Here is a 16,717-nt window from a genome sequence, read left to right as displayed (position 1 = left end):
CATCCGGCGTGCGCCCGAGTGCGCCGTTCGTGCGCTGGTCGTGCGCAGGTGGGGCGCCGCTTGGCCGAATCGCCGTACCGGAGCGAACACATCCAGTGGGGCATGATGGGCCCATGGTGACCGAGGGGGAACCCGAGAACGGGGCCGCACGGCACAACGCCCGTGTCATCGCGGGCCGTTACCGTCTGGAGGCGAGGCTCGGGCGGGGCGGCATGGGCGTGGTCTGGCGGGCCACCGACCAACTGCTCGGCCGCGGCGTCGCCGTCAAGGAGCTCCCGGTCGACGAGACGCTCTCCGCCGCGGAGGCCCGGCGGCAGCGGGACCGCACCCTGCGCGAGGCGCGTGCCCTCGCCCAGTTGAGCCATCCGCACATCATCGTGGTCCACGACGTGGTCGAGGACGACGAGCGCCCGTACATCGTCCTGGAGCTGATCGAGGGGCCGTCACTCGCCGACCGCATCGCCGAACAGGGCCCGGTGGACGCCGCGGAGGCCGCCAGGATCGGCATCGACCTGCTCGGCGCCCTGCGTGCCGCCCATGCGTCCGGTGTGCTGCACCGGGACCTCAAGCCGGCCAACGTCCTGCTGGAGGACGGAACCGACCGGGTCGTGCTGACCGACTTCGGCATCGCCCAGGTCTCCGGTTCCACCACGCTGACCGAGACCGGCAGTTTCGTCGGCTCACCCGAGTACACCGCGCCGGAGCGGATGTCCGGCGCCCGGACCGGACCCGAGTCCGACCTGTGGTCGCTGGGCGCCTTGCTGTGCACGGCGCTCAGCGGCGAGTCGCCGTTCCGGCGCGACTCGCTCGGCGGGGTGCTGCACGCCGTCGTGGTCGACGAGATCCGGCCGCCCGCGCAGGCCGAGCCGATCCTGCCGGTGGTGCGCGGCCTGCTGGAACGCGACCCCGACCGCAGGCTGGACGCGGACCGGGCCGAACGGATGCTGAGGGCGTTCCGCGAGACGGGCCGCACACCGGAGACGGCACCCCTCGACCTGCTGCCGGACCGGGAGCCGCCCCGTCGGCGGCCTTCGGCGCGGCGTGAGGAGGCCGACGGCCGGCCGCCCAATTCCCTCGGCGGGCGTCCCGTCCGCCGGCCGCCCTCGAAGGGTGCGCTCCTGGCCGCGCTGGCGGTCGCCGCGATGGCGGGTGCGGGCGTGTCGGCGGCGGTGCTGCTGGTCCAGGACCGGGACGGCGGCGACGGGGGCGGCACGCCGTCGAGCACGGCGCCGGACACGCCGGTCACCGACTCGCCCGAGAGCGACGCGCCCGGAAGCGACGCGCCCGAGAGTGACGCACCCGGAAGCGAGGCACCCGGAAGCCAGGCACCCGGAAGCGAGGCGCCCGCGAGCCAGTCGCCCGCGGGGAGCGGGACCGCCGTGACCGACTCGCCCGCCACGGGCGCATCCGCGACCGGAGCCCGCCCGACCGGCGCATCCGCAACCGGAGCCCGCCCGACCGGCACCTCCGTCACCGACCCCGCGCCGGCCGGCCCCTCGGCGACCACCCCCACCGGCCCCACTCCCACCCCGACCGGCCCGAAAGCCCGGTAACCCGTGACCCGTAACCCGTATCCCGAGCGCTGCCACGGCCGGCGCCACGGCCGCCACACCACCATCGCCTCCGCCTTCGCGCCGCCGCTGCACAGCCGACAAACGGGAGGAAAGTCCCGGCGTGGGTCACGGGTCTGTGACCGGTCGGCGCCCGAGGTGGCTGCCTGAGGGCCGGTCGCGATATGGATGAACCATGAGCAGCAACGGGGGAGCCCACAACGGGGCCGACGAGCCAACAAGTTTCGGCCTGCAACCACCGAACCCGAATCCGCCCGCGGCCGTCCCGCACCCCGGAAACCCGTACGCGACGCCGACCCGGGCGGTCCCGTCGCAGCCACCGCACCCATCCCCGCACCCGCCGCAGACCGACCCGAACAGGCCCCGGGCGCATGCCGACCCGAACAGGCCCCGGACGCATGCCGACCCGCACCGGCCCCAGGCCCATGCCGGTCCGGACGGCTACGAGGTGCAGGCCCCGGATGCCGACCCCGGCGCCGGGCGGCTGATCGCCGGACGGTACCGGCTGATCGCCAGGCTCGGGCACGGCGGCATGGGCACGGTGTGGCGGGCCCAGGACGAGACGGTGGACCGCGAGGTCGCCGTCAAGGAGCCTCGCGTCCCGGAGCATCTTCCCGATCGCGAACGTTCCAACGTCTTCGAGCGAATGCGCCGCGAGGCCCGTGCCGCCGCCCGGCTCGACCATCCCGCGGTGGTCAACGTCCACGACGTCGCGGTGGTGGACGGCCGGCCGTGGATCGTGATGGAGCTGGTGCGGGGCCGTCCGCTGGGCGCCGTACTCCAGGAGGAGGGCACGCTGTCCGCGCGCGAAGCGGCCAGGGTCGGCCTGGAGGTGCTCGGCGCGCTGGAGGCCGCGCACGCGGCGGGCATCCTGCACCGGGACGTGAAACCGGACAACGTGCTGCTCGGCCGCCACGACCGGGTCGTCCTCACCGACTTCGGCATCGCCCAGATCGAGGGCGAGACCAACCTCACCGACACCGGCGGCTTCGTCGGCTCGCCCGAATACATCGCTCCGGAACGGGTGCTTGGCCAGCGCCCCGGCCCCGCCTCCGACCTGTGGTCGCTCGGTGTGGTGCTGTACGCGGCGACGGAGGGCGTCTCGCCGTTCCGCCGCAGCAACACACCCGCCACCCTGCAGTCCGTCCTCAACTCCGTGCCGGCACCGCCCGCCTCCGCGCAGGGACCGCTGGCCGACCTCATCACCGGTCTGCTGCAGAAGGACCCGGCGCGCCGTCCGAACGCCGCGCAGACCCGCGCCGCGCTGGAGGCGGCCGCGAACCCGCCCGTCCCGCAGCCCACGCAGGCCGGCCCGCTTCCCGTCCACGGCGCCGGCGGCAAGGGCGTCCGGCTCGGCCGCAGAACGCTGATCGGGCTGGGCGCGGCGGTGGTCGCGGGGGCGGTGGCGGCGTACCTGACGATCGCGGACCCGTTCGCCGGGCCGCTGCCGGGGGGCTGGACGAAGCACGACCTCGGAGACCGGGTGGGTGTGGCCCTCGCGGTGCCGGAGGGCTTCGTGAAGGACGGGCCCGCCGAGGACTCGGACGGCACCGTCGTGTCCTTCACCGACCCGAGCGGCATGGTGCGGATCGAGGCCGACCGCGACCTCAAGGCCGAGGACGTGGACGGCGAGATCGAGGCCTCGGCGACCGAACGCGCCTTCGCGGAGTGGGAAGAGCTCCGGGACGGCGAGTACAGCTGGGGCATCGCCGACACGCCGGCGCCCAAGGGCCGCCCCCGCGAGACCACGTACAAGGACCGCGAGGCCGCCACCAACACCATCGTCTACACGACGAGCGACGGGCCGACACCGCTGGTGCGCGAGGCGCAGGTCAGGTACTACCGGAACAAGGACGGCGACATGTACCGGCTCTGGGTCGTGTACCCGGGCAAGGGCTACTTCGCGGAGGACGGCCGCGACATCGCCCGTACGGTCTTCGAGACGTGGGACGTCCACAAGCTCTGAACCGGCGATGTCGGCACGGGGATACGCGTCGACAACGGCGCGGCCCGCACGGTACTCATGGGTCATGAGCTACGACGGTGGCCCAAGGGGCGCCCAGGGGCGGCTGGTCGGTGGACGCTACCGGCTGGTCGAGCGCATCGGCGCCGGCGGCATGGGCACCGTCTGGCGGGCCCTCGACGAGCGGGTGGAGCGCGAAGTCGCGGTCAAGGAGCCCCGGTTACCGGGCGAACCGGGTGACGCTAGCCACCGGCGGGCCGCCCACCGGCTCTACCGCGAGGCCCGCGCCGCCGCCCGCGTCGACCACCCGTCCGCCGTGTCCATCCACGACGTGGTCGTCGAGGAGGAGGACGGAGCGGTCCGGGTGGACGGACCGGACGCGGCGGAGGGCGCGGACGGCACGAGCGGACTGCCGTGGATCGTCATGGAGCTCGTCCGCGGCGAGTCCCTGCACGAGGTGCTGCGCCGCGGCCCCCTGCCGCCCGCGGAAGCGGCCCGTATCGGGCTCGCGGTCCTCGGCGCCCTGCGCGCCGCGCACGCCGTGGGCATCGTGCACCGTGACGTGAAACCCGCCAACGTGCTGCTCGGGCCGCACCGGCGGGTGGTCCTCACGGACTTCGGCATCGCCCATGTCCAGGGCGAGGAATCCCGCACGGTCACCGGGGAGTTCGTCGGGTCGCTGGAGTTCGTCGCGCCCGAGCGGATGTCGGGACGTACCGCCGGACCCGCCTCCGACCTGTGGTCCCTCGGCGTCCTGCTGTACGCCGCCGTCGAGGGCCGGTCACCGTTCCGCCGTACGACGCCGGAGTCCACCCTCGCCGCGATCGTCACCGCGGACCCGCCCGCACCGGAGAAGGCGGGGCCGCTCGGGCCGTTGGTCCTGCGGCTGCTGGCCAAGAACCCCGACGAACGCCCGGACGCCGAGGAGACGGCGACCGCCCTGGAAGCGATGGCAGCGGCCACGGCAGCGGTCACGGCCACGGCAGCGGTCACGACCACGGAAGCGGTGGCGGCGGGGCGGTGGCCGGCCGCGGGTGAGGAGGAAGCGGCGGCGGAGCGCCAGGACACCTCCCGTCTGCGGGAGGTGGCGGAGGACGCCGGTACGGTGCGGCTGCACTCCGCCGGTGAGCCCGACCGCGCACCCATACCGGGACTGCAACGTGCGTCGGATACGGAACCGGCTTCGGAGCCGCAGCAGCCGCAGCCGCAGCCGGAGCCGCAGCCGGAGTCGAAGTCGAAGTCGGAGACGGTTCCGGTGCTGGTGCCGGAGCCGAAGCCGGAGACGGACCGAGAGCCGAGGTCAGAACCGGGACCGGTGCTGGAGCCAAGGCCAGAACAAGAACAGGAGCCGGCACCGGAACCGGAACAGAAACCGGCACCGGAACAGAAACCGGCACCGGAACCGGAACAGGAACCGGTACCGGTGCGTGAGCCGGTCGCCCCGCTTACGCACCGCCTCCTCCGCCGCCCCGTCCCCCTGGCTGCCCTGAGCGCCCTCGTCGTCGCGGGCGGCATCTGGTCCGCCACCGCCGTCGGCGGGACGGACCACCGGGCAGAGCCGGACGAGGGGAAGACCGCTCCTGCCCCAACCGCCACCGCGCCGCCCACCGCCAACGGCACCGCATCGTCCGGGCCGTCCGCATCGTCCGGGCCGTCCGCCTCGTCCGGGCCGTCCGGCCCGTCCGCATCGACCACCTGGGCCGCGCACCGCGAACCCGCCCTGGATGCCGTCCTCTCCCTCCCGCCCGGATACGAGGAGTTCGCCCGGCAGGGCGGCGCGAAGGACGCCTCCCGGCTGGTGGTCTACGAGTCCGACGGCGGCGTCAGCGTCCGCCTGACCCAGTGGGACACGGCCCCCGGTACTCCGATGGGCCGGGCGCGGGCGGCGCACGAGACCTGGGACGGCTACGACGGGGACGCGCGCACGCAGTACACCCCCACCAGCTTCCGCGGCCACGACGCCGTGCTGGCCGACACCACCTGGGGCATGGACGGCACACCCACCCGGGTCATGCAGCTGATGATCCGCACCGACGACGGCGCGATGTACGAACTGCGCGTCGACATGCCGAAGGGCACGCCGCTGGAGAAACAGGGCACGACGGTGTTCAAGGGCGCTCGTGACCGGCTCGAGATCGGAACGTAGCGAACGGCCGCCCGTCGTCCGTCAACGCGCTGATCAGGCGGTTTGTTGCCAGCGTTCACTGGCGATGTGTGAGCGCTGCGTGAATCTGTTACCGACGGGTACACAAAGTTCCCGCCCCGTCATACTCTGCGCCTCATGACGGACGCGCAGACCCGGCAAACGACCGGCACCAACCCTCTCGCCCCCGCCCCGGCGGGTGCCCGTACCGCCGCCGACGTGGTCACGCCGGAGCTGGTCGCGCAGCTCACCAAGGGCGTGGTCGGCTCCGGACGGACCGCCAACCACACGCCGTTCACCGGTGAGAAGCTGGCCGACCTGCCCGAGTCGACGCCCGAGGACGTGGCGCGGGCCTTCGAGACTGCCCGTGCCGCCCAGACCGTGTGGGCGCAGATCCCGGTGCGCCGGCGCGCCGCCGTACTGCTCCGCTTCCACGACCTGGTGCTGGAGCGCCAGGCCGAGGTCCTGGACCTGATCCAGCTGGAGACGGGCAAGGCCCGGCTGCACGCCCACGAGGAGGTGCAGGCCGTCGCCGTCGCCGCCCGTCACTACGGCCGCCGGGCCGCCGCCTACCTGGGACCCAAGCGGCACGCGGGCGCCATGCCGACCCTGACGAAGGTCACCGAACTGCGCCACCCGCGCGGTGTCGTCGGCCAGATCGCCCCCTGGAACTACCCCCTCGAACTGTCCGTCGGTGACGCGCTCCCCGCGTTCGTCGCGGGCAACGCCGTCGTGATGAAGCCGGACACGGAGACCTGCCTGACCGCGCTGTGGGCCCGTGACCTGCTCATCGAGGCAGGGCTGCCCGCCGACGTCTTCCAGATCGTCCTCGGCGAGGGCCCGGTGGTCGGCCCCGAGGTCGTCAAGCACGCCGACTACGTCTCCTTCACCGGTTCCACCCGCACCGGCCGGGAGGTCGCCCAGGGTGCCGCGGCCCGGCTGGTCGGCGTCTCCCTGGAACTCGGCGGCAAGAACGCCATGCTGGTGCTGGAGGACGCCGACCTGGACAAGGCCGCCGCGGGTGCGGTCCGCGCCTGCTTCTCCTCCGCGGGCCAGCTGTGCATCTCCATCGAGCGGCTGTACGTCCACGAAGCGGTCGCGGACGCCTTCCTGGAGCGCTTCACCGCCCGCACGAAGGCGATCCGCCTCGGCGCGTCCCTGGCCTACGGCGCCGACATGGGCTCACTGGTCGGCGAACGCCAGCTGACCGCCGTCACCCGGCACGTGGAGGACGCCGTCGCCAAGGGCGCCAAGGTGCTCGCCGGCGGCACCGCCCGCCCGGACATCGGCCCCTACTTCTACGAGCCGACCATCCTCGACGGTGTCGAGGCGCCGATGAGCGTCTGCTCGGAGGAGACGTTCGGCCCGGTCGTGTCCGTCTACCGGTTCTCGTCCGACGACGAGGTCGTGGAGCGCGCCAACTCCACCCCGTACGGCCTGAACTCCTCGGTCTGGACGAAGGACGCCCGGCGCGGCCGCGCCCTCGCCGCCCGGCTGCGCACCGGAACGGTCAACATCAACGAGGGGTACGCGCCCGCGTACGGCAGTGTCCAGTCGCCGATGGGCGGCATGAAGGACTCCGGTCTCGGCCGCCGGCACGGCGCCGAGGGCATCCTCAAGTACACCGAGGCACAGACGGTCGCCCACCAGCGGCTGCTGCCGATGGCTCCCTCGCTCGGCATGGACGACGCGACGTACGCGGCGTTCATGAGCCGGAGCCTGCGCCTGATGAAGGCATTCCGTTTCCGCTGAGACAGCGCCGACCCGGCACCGGACCCACAGCTTTCGACGAGGAGAGCACGTGTCACAGGAGAACTCCGTCCCCGAACCGGACGACGATTCCGCATACGACTACGACGTCATCGTCGTCGGCTCCGGCTTCGGCGGCTCCGTCTCGGCGCTCCGGCTGACCGAGAAGGGCTACCGCGTCGGCGTCCTGGAGGCGGGCCGCCGCTTCACCCGCGAGACCCTGCCGAAGAACTCCTGGGACCTGAAGAACTACCTGTGGGCGCCCAGGCTCGGCATGTACGGCATCCAGCGCATCCATCTGCTCGGCAACGTCATGGTCCTGGCGGGCGCGGGCGTCGGCGGCGGCTCCCTCAACTACGCCAACACCCTCTACGTACCGCCCAAGCCGTTCTTCGAGGACCCGCAGTGGGGGCACATCACCGACTGGCAGGACGAGCTGGCGCCCTACTACGACCAGGCGCGGCGCATGCTCGGCGTACGGCTCAACCCGACGATGACCCCGTCGGACGTGCACCTGAAGGCGGTGGCCGAGCGGATGGGCGTGGGTGACACGTTCCACCTGGCCCCGGTCGGTGTCTTCTTCGGCGACGGCGAGGACGCCGACGGCTCGGTGAAGGCGAAGCCCGGGCAGGAGGTGCCCGACCCCTACTTCGGCGGGGCCGGGCCCGCCCGCCGGGCCTGTGCCGAGTGCGGCGAGTGCATGACCGGCTGCCGGCACGGCGCGAAGAACACCCTCAACGAGAACTACCTCCACCTCGCCGAGAAGGCGGGCGCCGTCGTCCACCCCATGACGACGGTGGTGTCGGTGACGGAGGACTCACAGGGCGGCTACGCCGTCGCCACGCTGCCCACCGGCAACCGGCGCAAGGGCGGGGGCCGCACGTTCCGCGCCCGCCGGGTGGTGCTGGCCGCCGGCACGTACGGCACCCAGACGCTGCTGCACCGCATGCGGGCCGGCGGCCAACTGCCGCACCTCTCGGAGCGGCTGGGCGAGCTGACCCGCACCAACTCCGAAGCCCTCGTCGGCGCCCAGACCGACAACCGCCGCTACCGCAAGGCCACCGGTGCGCCGAGGGCCGACTTCACGCGCGGTGTCGCCATCACGTCCTCCATCCACCCGGACGAGAACACCCACATCGAACCCGTCCGCTACGGCAAGGGCTCCAACTCGATGGGCGGGCTGTCCATCCTCCAGGTGCCGTACGCGGGCGGCGGTTCGGGTGCGGCCCGGGTACTGGGCTGGCTCGGCAACGCGGCACGGCACCCCTGGCTGCTGCTCCGGTCCCTCTCCAACCGGCGCTGGTCGGAGCGGACCATCATCGGCCTGGTCATGCAGTCGCTGGACAACTCCCTGACGACGTACCTCAAGCCGTCCGGTGTCGGCCGGGGGCTGCTCACCGCCCGGCAGGGCCACGGCACCCCCAACCCCAAGCAGATCAAGGCGGCCACGGACGGCGCCTCGGCACTGGCGGCCGAGATCAACGGTTTCGCCGGATCCAACATCGGTGAGCTGGCGGGCATGCCGCTGACCGCGCACTTCCTGGGCGGCTGCCCGATCGGCTCCTCCCGCGAGACCGGCGTGATCGACCCGTACCACCGCCTCTACGGCCACCCCGGCATATCCGTCGTGGACGGCGCCGCCGTCTCGGCGAACCTCGGGGTCAACCCGTCCCTGACCATCACGGCGCAGGCCGAACGGGCGATGTCGTACTGGCCCAACAAGGGCGAGGCCGATCCGCGCCCGGAGCAGGGAGCGGACTACCGGCGTCTGAAGCCGGTCGAGCCGAAGGCGCCGGCGGTCCCGGCGGACGCGTTCGGCGCGCTGAAGCTGCCGTTCCTCGGAATGCCGGCGGTGCCGCCGAAGAAGTAGACGGGACGGACGGTGCCGTCGAAGAAGCGGACAAGAGAAAAGGACCTGTGCCCCCCTCCGAGCTCAGGTCCTTTCTCTTGTCCTCGTGCTGCCGCGCGCCGGGCGCGGTCAGGCGTGGTTACGCCTCGGCACCGGCCTTGCGGCGGCGCACCACGAACACCGCACCGGCACCGGCCACGACGGCGGCGGCACCGACCATGCCGATCATCGGCAGGGCGGAGTTGGAACCGGTCTCGGCGAGGCTGCCGGTCACCTCGGGGGTGTTGGCGCTCGGCTTCTTGTCCGTGACGGGGGCCTTGCCGCCTTCCTGCGGCTTGGTGCCGTCCGTCTTGGTGCCGGGGGCCACGATCTGGAACTTGTACGACCCGTAGCCGTAGCCGAGGCAGTCCGACTCGGCGTCGCTGTAGACCGTCGCGCCGAACGAGAACCCGGCGCCGATCGGAGCGGCCTTCGTCACCATGATCCGCATGGGGATGCTGACCTCGTAGTCCGGCTCCAGCTCGGGCGTGTAGCCGACGTAGCCCAGCGCCTCCCCACCCTCGTCGAGGGTGTCCCACGCCTTGGCGTCGGGGTCGTAGGCCTGGAGCTTGATCTCCTCCATCTCGAAGAGCTCCCAGCCGTCCGCGTCGGCAGAGGCGCCGGCGAGGAAGTCCAGGTCCTTCAGGACGGAGTCGGAGTTGTTCAGCACGTTCAGCGAGAACTCGCGCCACTTGCCGTCGGCGGAGATCTTGCCGGGCAGGCCGTCGACGCTGACGTCGACCTTGAGGTCCTCGCACAGCGGCGGCATCGGGACCGGGGACTCGGTGTCCTCGTCCTCCGGCGCCGACGTGGTCGGCGCGGGCGCGGACGACGACGGGGCCGACGTGGACGGAGCCGGCGCCGAGGTGGTGGGCGCGCCGGTCGACGGAGCGCTCGACTGGTCCTCGCCGCCCGGGGCGGGCGCGTCCGTCGACTCCGTCGACTCGGGCGCGGACGGAGAGCCGGACGGGCCGGGCGTGCCCGTGGCCGGAGCGTCCGTGGAGGTGCTCGTCGCGGGCACGGTGTCGGTCGCGTACGCGGCGGGGGCCGCGAGAAGGGCGACGGGGGCGATCACTGCCGTCGCGGCCGCTGCTGCCATGGCGCGGCGAAGCTTCATGAAGACCTCGGAGAGTCCGGAGTGCCGCGCGGGTGCGGCACGTACGAGTGCGAAGAGGCCTCCGCGTGTGGGGCGCGGGTGTGGCCCGTGGTTCTGGTGGGTTTGATCAGCGAAGCCTGTGAATGGTTGTCCTCGATTTCACGGAATCCTTATGTGAGCTGGGTCACTTGTGAGGTGCGTTGATCTCTGCCGTACGCTCAGCCGCCGAACAGAACAGCCGTCCCTGAGAGAAAGCCCGCGACACAGTGGCAGAGCAGCCGTCCGAAGAACCGGGACCGGAGTCCGCGACGCCGGCATCGAGACCGGATCCCGCGCCGGCGGCGGGACCGAGCCCGGAGCCCGCGCCGACGTCGGGTCCGGAGTCCGTGCCGACGGCGGGACCGAGTCCGAAGCCCGCGCCGACGGCGGGTCCGGAGTCCGTGCCGGAGTCGTCCATTCCTGACGACGTCTGGGAGAAGTTCGTCCGGGACAGCGAGCGCGACATCCGGGCCTCCGCCCCCAAGGAGCCGTCCGCCCGGGCGCGCATGGTGACCGAGCGGCTGCGGGCCATGGACGAGGCGCAGGCGGCCCGGGCGGGAGGCGGCGGGAAGCGCCGCTGGGGCAGGAAGAACGCACCTGTCCCGCCCGCCCGGCCCGAGGGATGGCGTACGGGACCGCCCGTACAGGACATCGGCGGCACCTCGCGCAGGCGCCGGGTGTGGAGCGCGGTGGGCGTGGTGGTGGCGGTGGCACTGGCCGTGGTGGCCGTGAATCCGTCCGCCGCCCTGTCCTGGCTGCCCGGCGGTTTCGGCGAGGGGTCCGGGGCCTCGGACGGGGCGCAGTCGGCGTCCGGGACGCCGCTGGCCCCGGAGACCGCCCGTCCCGGCACCGCGCCGCCCGCCGCTCCCACCGATGTCCCCACCCGCGACAAACCGTTCGCCGGGTCCCCGGCCGCGCGGTGGGAATCCGGGGCGGACGCCATCCGGCTGCCCGTGGCCAAGCCCGTCAACGGGGTCCCCGCCGCTCGGATGGCGGCCGCGCTGAAGGGGACGAAGGACTTCCTGGTCGCCGCCAACCTCGACCCCGCCGTGCTCGAGGGCGCCCGGCCGGAGAAGGCACTGGCCCTGGTGGATCCGGCGCAGCGGGACTACCTCGCCGAACTGAACGCCGGGCTGCGCAAGCCCACGGCGGACAACGACCCGGTGGGGACGATCACCCGCTTCGACCCCGACGAGATCGAGGTCGTCAGCGAGGCGCGGGTCCGTGGCCACATGACGGTCGAGGCCGGGGACGGAAGCCCCGGAACGGCCGTGATCAAGGCCGACTACACCTTCGTCTACCCGGTGGCCCGCACCGGCGGCGGCGACGAGGTGACCCGGACCGTCGTGCGCCGGTCGATCGAGGTGGAAGCCGTGGACCCGGCCCGCTTCCGGGCGGCGGAGGGGCACATCCGGATCGTCTCCACCCGCAGCGAGATATCCAACGACGACTGCCGCGACGGCGACGGCGTGATCCGCCCGCAGTTCCTCGCCGACCGGCAGAACGGCGCCGGAACGTCCGGTGAGGCCCGCGACCCCTACGACCGCAGCAGGGAACTCACCGGCGCCCGGGACGACGACGAGTGCGGGGTCGTGACCCGCCTCTGAAAACGGCCCCGCCGGGCGGCCCTTAACCCCCCGGGAGGCTGTGGCCGTCCGGCAGCCCCGGCCGTCCGGCGCGACGGTGCCCGTCCGACGAGACGGCGGCCGTCCGGTAAGGCAGCGGCCCCTCCGGCGGGACGGTGGCCCTCCGGCGGGACGGCGTCCGTCCGGCGAGGTGGTGGCCATCCGGTGAGGTGCCCGTCCGTCGAGGCGGTGGCCCTCCGGCGGGACGGTGGCCCTCCGGCGGGACAGCGTCCGTCCGGCGAGGCGGTGGCCTCCCGCGTGGCGGCGGCCGGCAGGCGAGTGGTGGCAGGCGAAGGGCCCCGCGGGCTGAGCCGCGGGGCCCTTCTCTCGTCAGCACCGACGTCAGGGAAGCGTCGGTGCCTGGGAGCGGCGCCGGGGGGTAGCGCCGCCGGTCTGTCGGTTCGACCCGCTCCTGCGGTGTTCCGCCGGCCGGCTCCGGGCGTCCCCGGAGCCGGCCGTTCTGGGTGACCGGGCTGCTGTCCCCTGCCGTCCGGTCACTTGTCCGGAGCGAGGTCCCACGACGCACGGGACGATCCGTACGTCTCATCGCTCCGGCGAGCCACGCGTGGTTCTCTCGGGCCCGCCCCTGGCTGGCACGGACACCGGTACCAACGAAGCGACCACGGTGCCGGTCACGCGCCGGAACGGGTGAGAGGGATGCGTACGTCTGTCCTGCGAACGCAAGCTCAGATCTTGCCCCGGCACAGCTCCAGCAGGGTCATCGCGAGCGTCGTGCCCGGCTTGCCCAGCGCGTCCCTGTAGTGGCCGAGGACCTCCATCTCGCGGGAGAGGTTCACGCGGCGGCCACCGGAGGCGATCCGTTCCTTCTGGATCACGGCCGACACGGCCATCCGTTCCTGCACCAGGCCGATGATCCGGTCGTCGAGCGCGTCGATGCGTTCGCGGGCGCCGGTGATCAGTTCGGCGGCCTCGGTGGTGCGGGCGCCGGTCTTCTCGGTCGACTCCGTCGTGGTGGCGGTCATGTCGGGGCTCCTCGGTGGGTGATGGGTGCGGGGCCCCGGAGCGGCACGGTCCGGAAGAAACGGCAGGCGCCCCGGACCTTGTCGGCCCGGGGCGCCTGGGAAGTCGCTTGTCAGTTGCTCAAGCAGCACGACCATGGCAGCCGGTGGGCCGGTTGCCATAGGTAAAGAGGAAGGTCGGGTGCGTGAGCATGCCGTCAGTATGCCCCGAGGCCCGGGGCTCTCCAACACCGCTCACATGGTGAGACGAAAATCTCCGCCGCCCTCCGACGGCCCCGGATTCCCAAGGCCTCCGCCCCCGCCACCAGCCCCGGCCCTGCTCGGTTCCTCGCCTCTCGTTCCGCGCGGTCCCCGGCTCGTCCGCCCGGTGCCTGCCGCGGCCGGGACGGGTGCTGTCACCCTCTCGGTAGAATCGGGAGGCACAAGACCCCCGCCCCACCGCCGGAAGGCACCTCGTGTCATCAGCGACTCCCGCTGCCCACGCGCCCGACACCGTTCTGGTCGTCGACTTCGGCGCACAGTACGCCCAGCTCATCGCCCGTCGCGTCCGCGAGGCACGGGTCTACAGCGAGATCGTGCCGAGCACCATGCCGGTCGCCGAGATGCTCGCCAAGAACCCCGCGGCGATCATCCTGTCCGGCGGCCCCTCGTCCGTGTACGAGGAGGGCGCCCCCAGCCTCGACCGCCAGATCTTCGAGGCCGGCGTCCCCGTCTTCGGCATGTGCTACGGCTTCCAGCTCATGGCCCAGAGCCTGGGCGGCCAGGTGGACAACACCGGCGCCCGTGAGTACGGCCGTACGGACCTGCACGTCTCCAAGACGTCCTCCACCCTCTTCGAGGGCACCCCGGGCGAGCAGGCCGTCTGGATGTCGCACGGCGACGCCTGCTCCGCCGCCCCGGAGGGCTTCACCGTCACCGCCTCCACGGACGTCGTGCCGGTCGCCGCCTTCGAGAACGACGACAAGAAGCTCTACGGCGTCCAGTACCACCCCGAGGTGATGCACTCCACGCACGGGCAGCAGGTGCTGGAGCACTTCCTGTACCGGGGCGCGGGCCTGTCCCCGACCTGGACCACGGGCAACGTGATCGAGGAGCAGGTCGAGGCGATCCGCGAGCAGGTCGGCGACAAGCGCGCCATCTGCGGTCTGTCCGGCGGCGTGGACTCCGCCGTCGCCGCCGCCCTCGTCCAGAAGGCCATCGGCTCGCAGCTGACCTGCGTCTACGTCGACCACGGCCTGATGCGCAAGGGTGAGACCGAGCAGGTCGAGAAGGACTTCGTGGCCGCGACCGGCGTCCAGCTGAAGGTCGTGGACGCGAGCGAGCGGTTCCTCAACGCGCTCCAGGGCGTCTCCGACCCCGAGGAGAAGCGGAAGATCATCGGCCGCGAGTTCATCCGGGTCTTCGAGCAGGCCCAGGCCGAGATCATCGCGGACGAGGGCCCGGCGGTGGAGTTCCTGGTGCAGGGCACCCTGTACCCGGACGTCGTCGAGTCCGGCGGCGGCACCGGCACCGCCAACATCAAGTCGCACCACAACGTGGGCGGCCTCCCCGAGGACCTCGAGTTCAAGCTGATCGAGCCGCTGCGCAAGCTGTTCAAGGACGAGGTCCGCATGGTCGGCCAGGAGCTCGGCCTGCCGGAGGAGATCGTCCAGCGCCAGCCGTTCCCCGGACCGGGCCTCGGCATCCGCATCGTCGGCGAGGTGACCAAGGAGCGGCTCGACCTGCTCCGCGAGGCCGACGCCATCGCCCGTGAGGAACTGACCGCGGCCGGCCTCGACCGGGACATCTGGCAGTGCCCGGTCGTCCTGCTCGCGGACGTGCGCTCGGTCGGTGTCCAGGGCGACGGCCGCACCTACGGTCACCCGATCGTGCTGCGCCCGGTCTCCAGCGAGGACGCCATGACCGCCGACTGGTCGCGGCTGCCGTACGACGTCCTCGCGAAGATCTCGACCCGCATCACCAACGAGGTGCGCGACGTCAACCGCGTCGTCCTCGACGTCACCTCCAAGCCGCCGGGCACCATCGAGTGGGAGTAGTCCCGGCGGTCACGTCCGCTTGAGAGTGCGCACCGGCTCTCCGGGCTTCCAGACCTGGACGACGAGGTACGCGTCGTCCTCGACGTAGGTCCGCACGACCTCCGTCAGCTCGGTGCGGAAGAGGTGGAACGGCTCCGGCGGTTCCACCTCTTCGGCGTACCTGCTCCTGGTCCCCGCGTCCTCGACCTCGATCGCCCGCCCACCGATCCGCACGTCGCCGCCGCCCATGCCCGTCCCCTCGCCCGGGTTCGCCTGGAGCGCGAAGCGCGGGTCGCGGCGCAGGTCGAGCGCCTTGAGCGAGTTCGGCATCATGCCGAGCCACAACTCGCCGTCCAGGAACCGCACCTCCAGGCCGGTGGTGCGCGGTGAACCGTCCTTGCGCAGGGTCGCGAGAACGTGGTGGGTGTACGCCGCGAACCGCTCCTCGACGGTCTTCGCGAACGTCGGCTCGGCCGCGGTGAAGGCCGCCCAGTTCGTGCCCGTGTCTGTGCTCATGACGCCGAGTGTGGCGCGGAAACCGGACATCTTCTGTCGCGTATCGGGGGTGTCCTCCGGACGGAGCACGCGCGGGGACCGTGAGAGTGGAGGGGAGCGGGCGTCTTTCTTTACCGAAGACAGCTGTCGCCCGGGGCGCCCCACCGGTAACTTCCGCCCCGTACGCAAACCCCCCGCGGGAGGACTCATGCACGGGCCCACGCCGCCCCTGCCGCTGCCCACCGACAAGCTCCGCTTCGCCATGCCGCCCATGCACGAGTCGGTCGAGGACGAGCGCCGGCACCGCAAGGAGCGGCTCGCGGGCGCGCTGCGGCTGTTCGGACGGCTCGGCTTCGAGGACGGTGTCTCGGGGCACATCACCGCACGCGACCCGGAGTTCAGCGACTGCTTCTGGGTCAACCCGTTCGGCATGCCGTTCCGGCACGTCACCGTGAGCGACCTGGTTCTCGTCAACCGGGACGGCCAGGTCGTCGAGGGCGGCCACCACGCCAACCAGGCCGCGTTCACCGTGCACGCCCAGGTGCACGCGGCCCGGCCCGACGTCGTCGCCGTCGCCCACTGCCACTCGGTGCACGGCCGCGCCCTCGCCGCCCTCGGTGACCTGCTCGACCCCATCACCCAGGAGAGCTGTGCGTTCTACGAGGACCACGCCCTCTACGACGCCTACAGCGGTGTCACCGTCGACGCGGAGGAAGGGCGGCGCATCGCGGCCGCGCTCGGGTCCCGCAAGGCGCTGGTCCTGCGCAACCACGGTCTGCTGACCGTCGGTGATTCGGTGGACGCGGCGGCCTGGTGGTTCGTGACCATGGAACGGTCCAGCCAGGTGCAGCTCACCGCGAAGGCCGCGGGCCGGCCCGTCCTCATCGACCACCGGCAGGCCGTGGCCACGCGGGAGCAACTGGGCGGGGACCTGGTGGCGTGGATCAACTACCAGCCGATGTGGCAGGACATCAGCCGGAGCGAACCGGATCTGCTGAGCTAGCCGCGGGCCGGAGCACCGGCCCGCAGCCGGTACGGCCGACGGGCGGCTCCGCCCGGGCCGGTGGAGTCGGGTCAACATCACGCCTCGGGATTCACTCGTACTGACCGGGCCTGCCGGTCGGCAGGGGCCCGTGGTAGGGCACAATTCGCT

General features: G+C 72.6%; 10 protein-coding genes and 2 pseudogenes. 8 read left to right on the top strand and 4 right to left on the bottom strand.

From position 1 onward, the window contains the following. Positions 1–113: 113 nt before the first annotated feature. Positions 114–872, top strand: a pseudogene (locus tag FGW31_RS36210) (serine/threonine-protein kinase); the annotation flags it as partial. A gap of 425 nt (positions 873–1,297) precedes the next feature. On the opposite strand, the pseudogene FGW31_RS36205 reads toward FGW31_RS36210, so the two are convergent. Continuing rightward, positions 1,298–1,618, bottom strand: a pseudogene (locus tag FGW31_RS36205) (hypothetical protein); the annotation flags it as partial. A 128-nt stretch (positions 1,619–1,746) separates the two neighbouring features. Between FGW31_RS36205 and FGW31_RS13225 the strand changes: the two are divergent. The 4 genes from FGW31_RS13225 (at position 1,747) to FGW31_RS13210 (ending at position 9,296) form a co-directional block, all read left to right on the top strand. Then, a complete protein-coding gene (locus tag FGW31_RS13225; protein ID WP_142193622.1) occupies positions 1,747–3,537 on the top strand; it encodes a serine/threonine-protein kinase in 1,791 nt (596 codons plus the stop codon). A gap of 64 nt (positions 3,538–3,601) precedes the next feature. Next, the gene (locus FGW31_RS13220; protein WP_142193621.1) at positions 3,602–5,680 is read left to right on the top strand and encodes a protein kinase domain-containing protein; all 2,079 of its coding nucleotides are present in this window, start codon (positions 3,602–3,604) and stop codon (positions 5,678–5,680) included. Between the two features lie 135 nt (positions 5,681–5,815). Next, positions 5,816–7,429 carry a succinic semialdehyde dehydrogenase gene (locus FGW31_RS13215; RefSeq protein WP_142193620.1) on the top strand — a complete coding sequence of 538 codons (1,614 nt, stop codon included), beginning with the start codon at positions 5,816–5,818 and terminating at the stop codon, positions 7,427–7,429. Positions 7,430–7,478: 49 nt separating this feature from the next. After that, complete coding sequence (locus tag FGW31_RS13210; protein ID WP_142193619.1) at positions 7,479–9,296, top strand: GMC oxidoreductase; 1,818 nt, start codon at positions 7,479–7,481, stop codon at positions 9,294–9,296. A gap of 118 nt (positions 9,297–9,414) precedes the next feature. Here the strand turns inward: FGW31_RS13210 and FGW31_RS13205 are convergent, their stop codons facing one another. Continuing rightward, a complete protein-coding gene (locus FGW31_RS13205) occupies positions 9,415–10,413 on the bottom strand; it encodes an LAETG motif-containing sortase-dependent surface protein (protein WP_233288597.1) in 999 nt (332 codons plus the stop codon). Between the two features lie 437 nt (positions 10,414–10,850). Between FGW31_RS13205 and FGW31_RS13200 the strand changes: the two genes are divergently transcribed. Then, a complete protein-coding gene (locus FGW31_RS13200) occupies positions 10,851–12,056 on the top strand; it encodes a hypothetical protein (RefSeq protein ID WP_220511252.1) in 1,206 nt (401 codons plus the stop codon). A gap of 704 nt (positions 12,057–12,760) precedes the next feature. On the opposite strand, the gene FGW31_RS13195 is transcribed toward FGW31_RS13200, so the two are convergent. Beyond that, complete coding sequence (locus FGW31_RS13195; protein WP_142193617.1) at positions 12,761–13,057, bottom strand: chorismate mutase; 297 nt, start codon at positions 13,055–13,057, stop codon at positions 12,761–12,763. A 452-nt stretch (positions 13,058–13,509) separates the two neighbouring features. Here FGW31_RS13195 and guaA point away from each other — a divergent pair, with 452 nt between their 5' ends. Continuing rightward, the gene (gene guaA / locus FGW31_RS13190) at positions 13,510–15,090 is read left to right on the top strand and encodes a glutamine-hydrolyzing GMP synthase (protein WP_142193616.1); all 1,581 of its coding nucleotides are present in this window, start codon (positions 13,510–13,512) and stop codon (positions 15,088–15,090) included. A gap of 9 nt (positions 15,091–15,099) precedes the next feature. On the opposite strand, the gene FGW31_RS13185 is transcribed toward guaA, so the two are convergent. After that, positions 15,100–15,585 (bottom strand): pyridoxamine 5'-phosphate oxidase family protein, encoded by a 486-nt coding sequence (locus FGW31_RS13185; RefSeq protein ID WP_142193615.1) that lies wholly within the window; start codon positions 15,583–15,585, stop codon positions 15,100–15,102. Between the two features lie 187 nt (positions 15,586–15,772). Here FGW31_RS13185 and FGW31_RS13180 point away from each other — a divergent pair, with 187 nt between their 5' ends. Beyond that, positions 15,773–16,567: a class II aldolase/adducin family protein gene (locus FGW31_RS13180; protein WP_142193614.1), complete on the top strand. Its 795-nt coding sequence runs from the start codon at positions 15,773–15,775 to the stop codon at positions 16,565–16,567. Positions 16,568–16,717 lie beyond the last annotated feature (150 nt).

The organism is Streptomyces calvus, assembly GCF_006782915.1.
GTDB classification, from domain to species: Bacteria; Actinomycetota; Actinomycetes; order Streptomycetales; family Streptomycetaceae; genus Streptomyces; species Streptomyces calvus.
The sequence above is the reverse complement of the archived record's forward strand: the minus strand, read 5'-3'. Positions and strand labels throughout refer to the sequence as shown.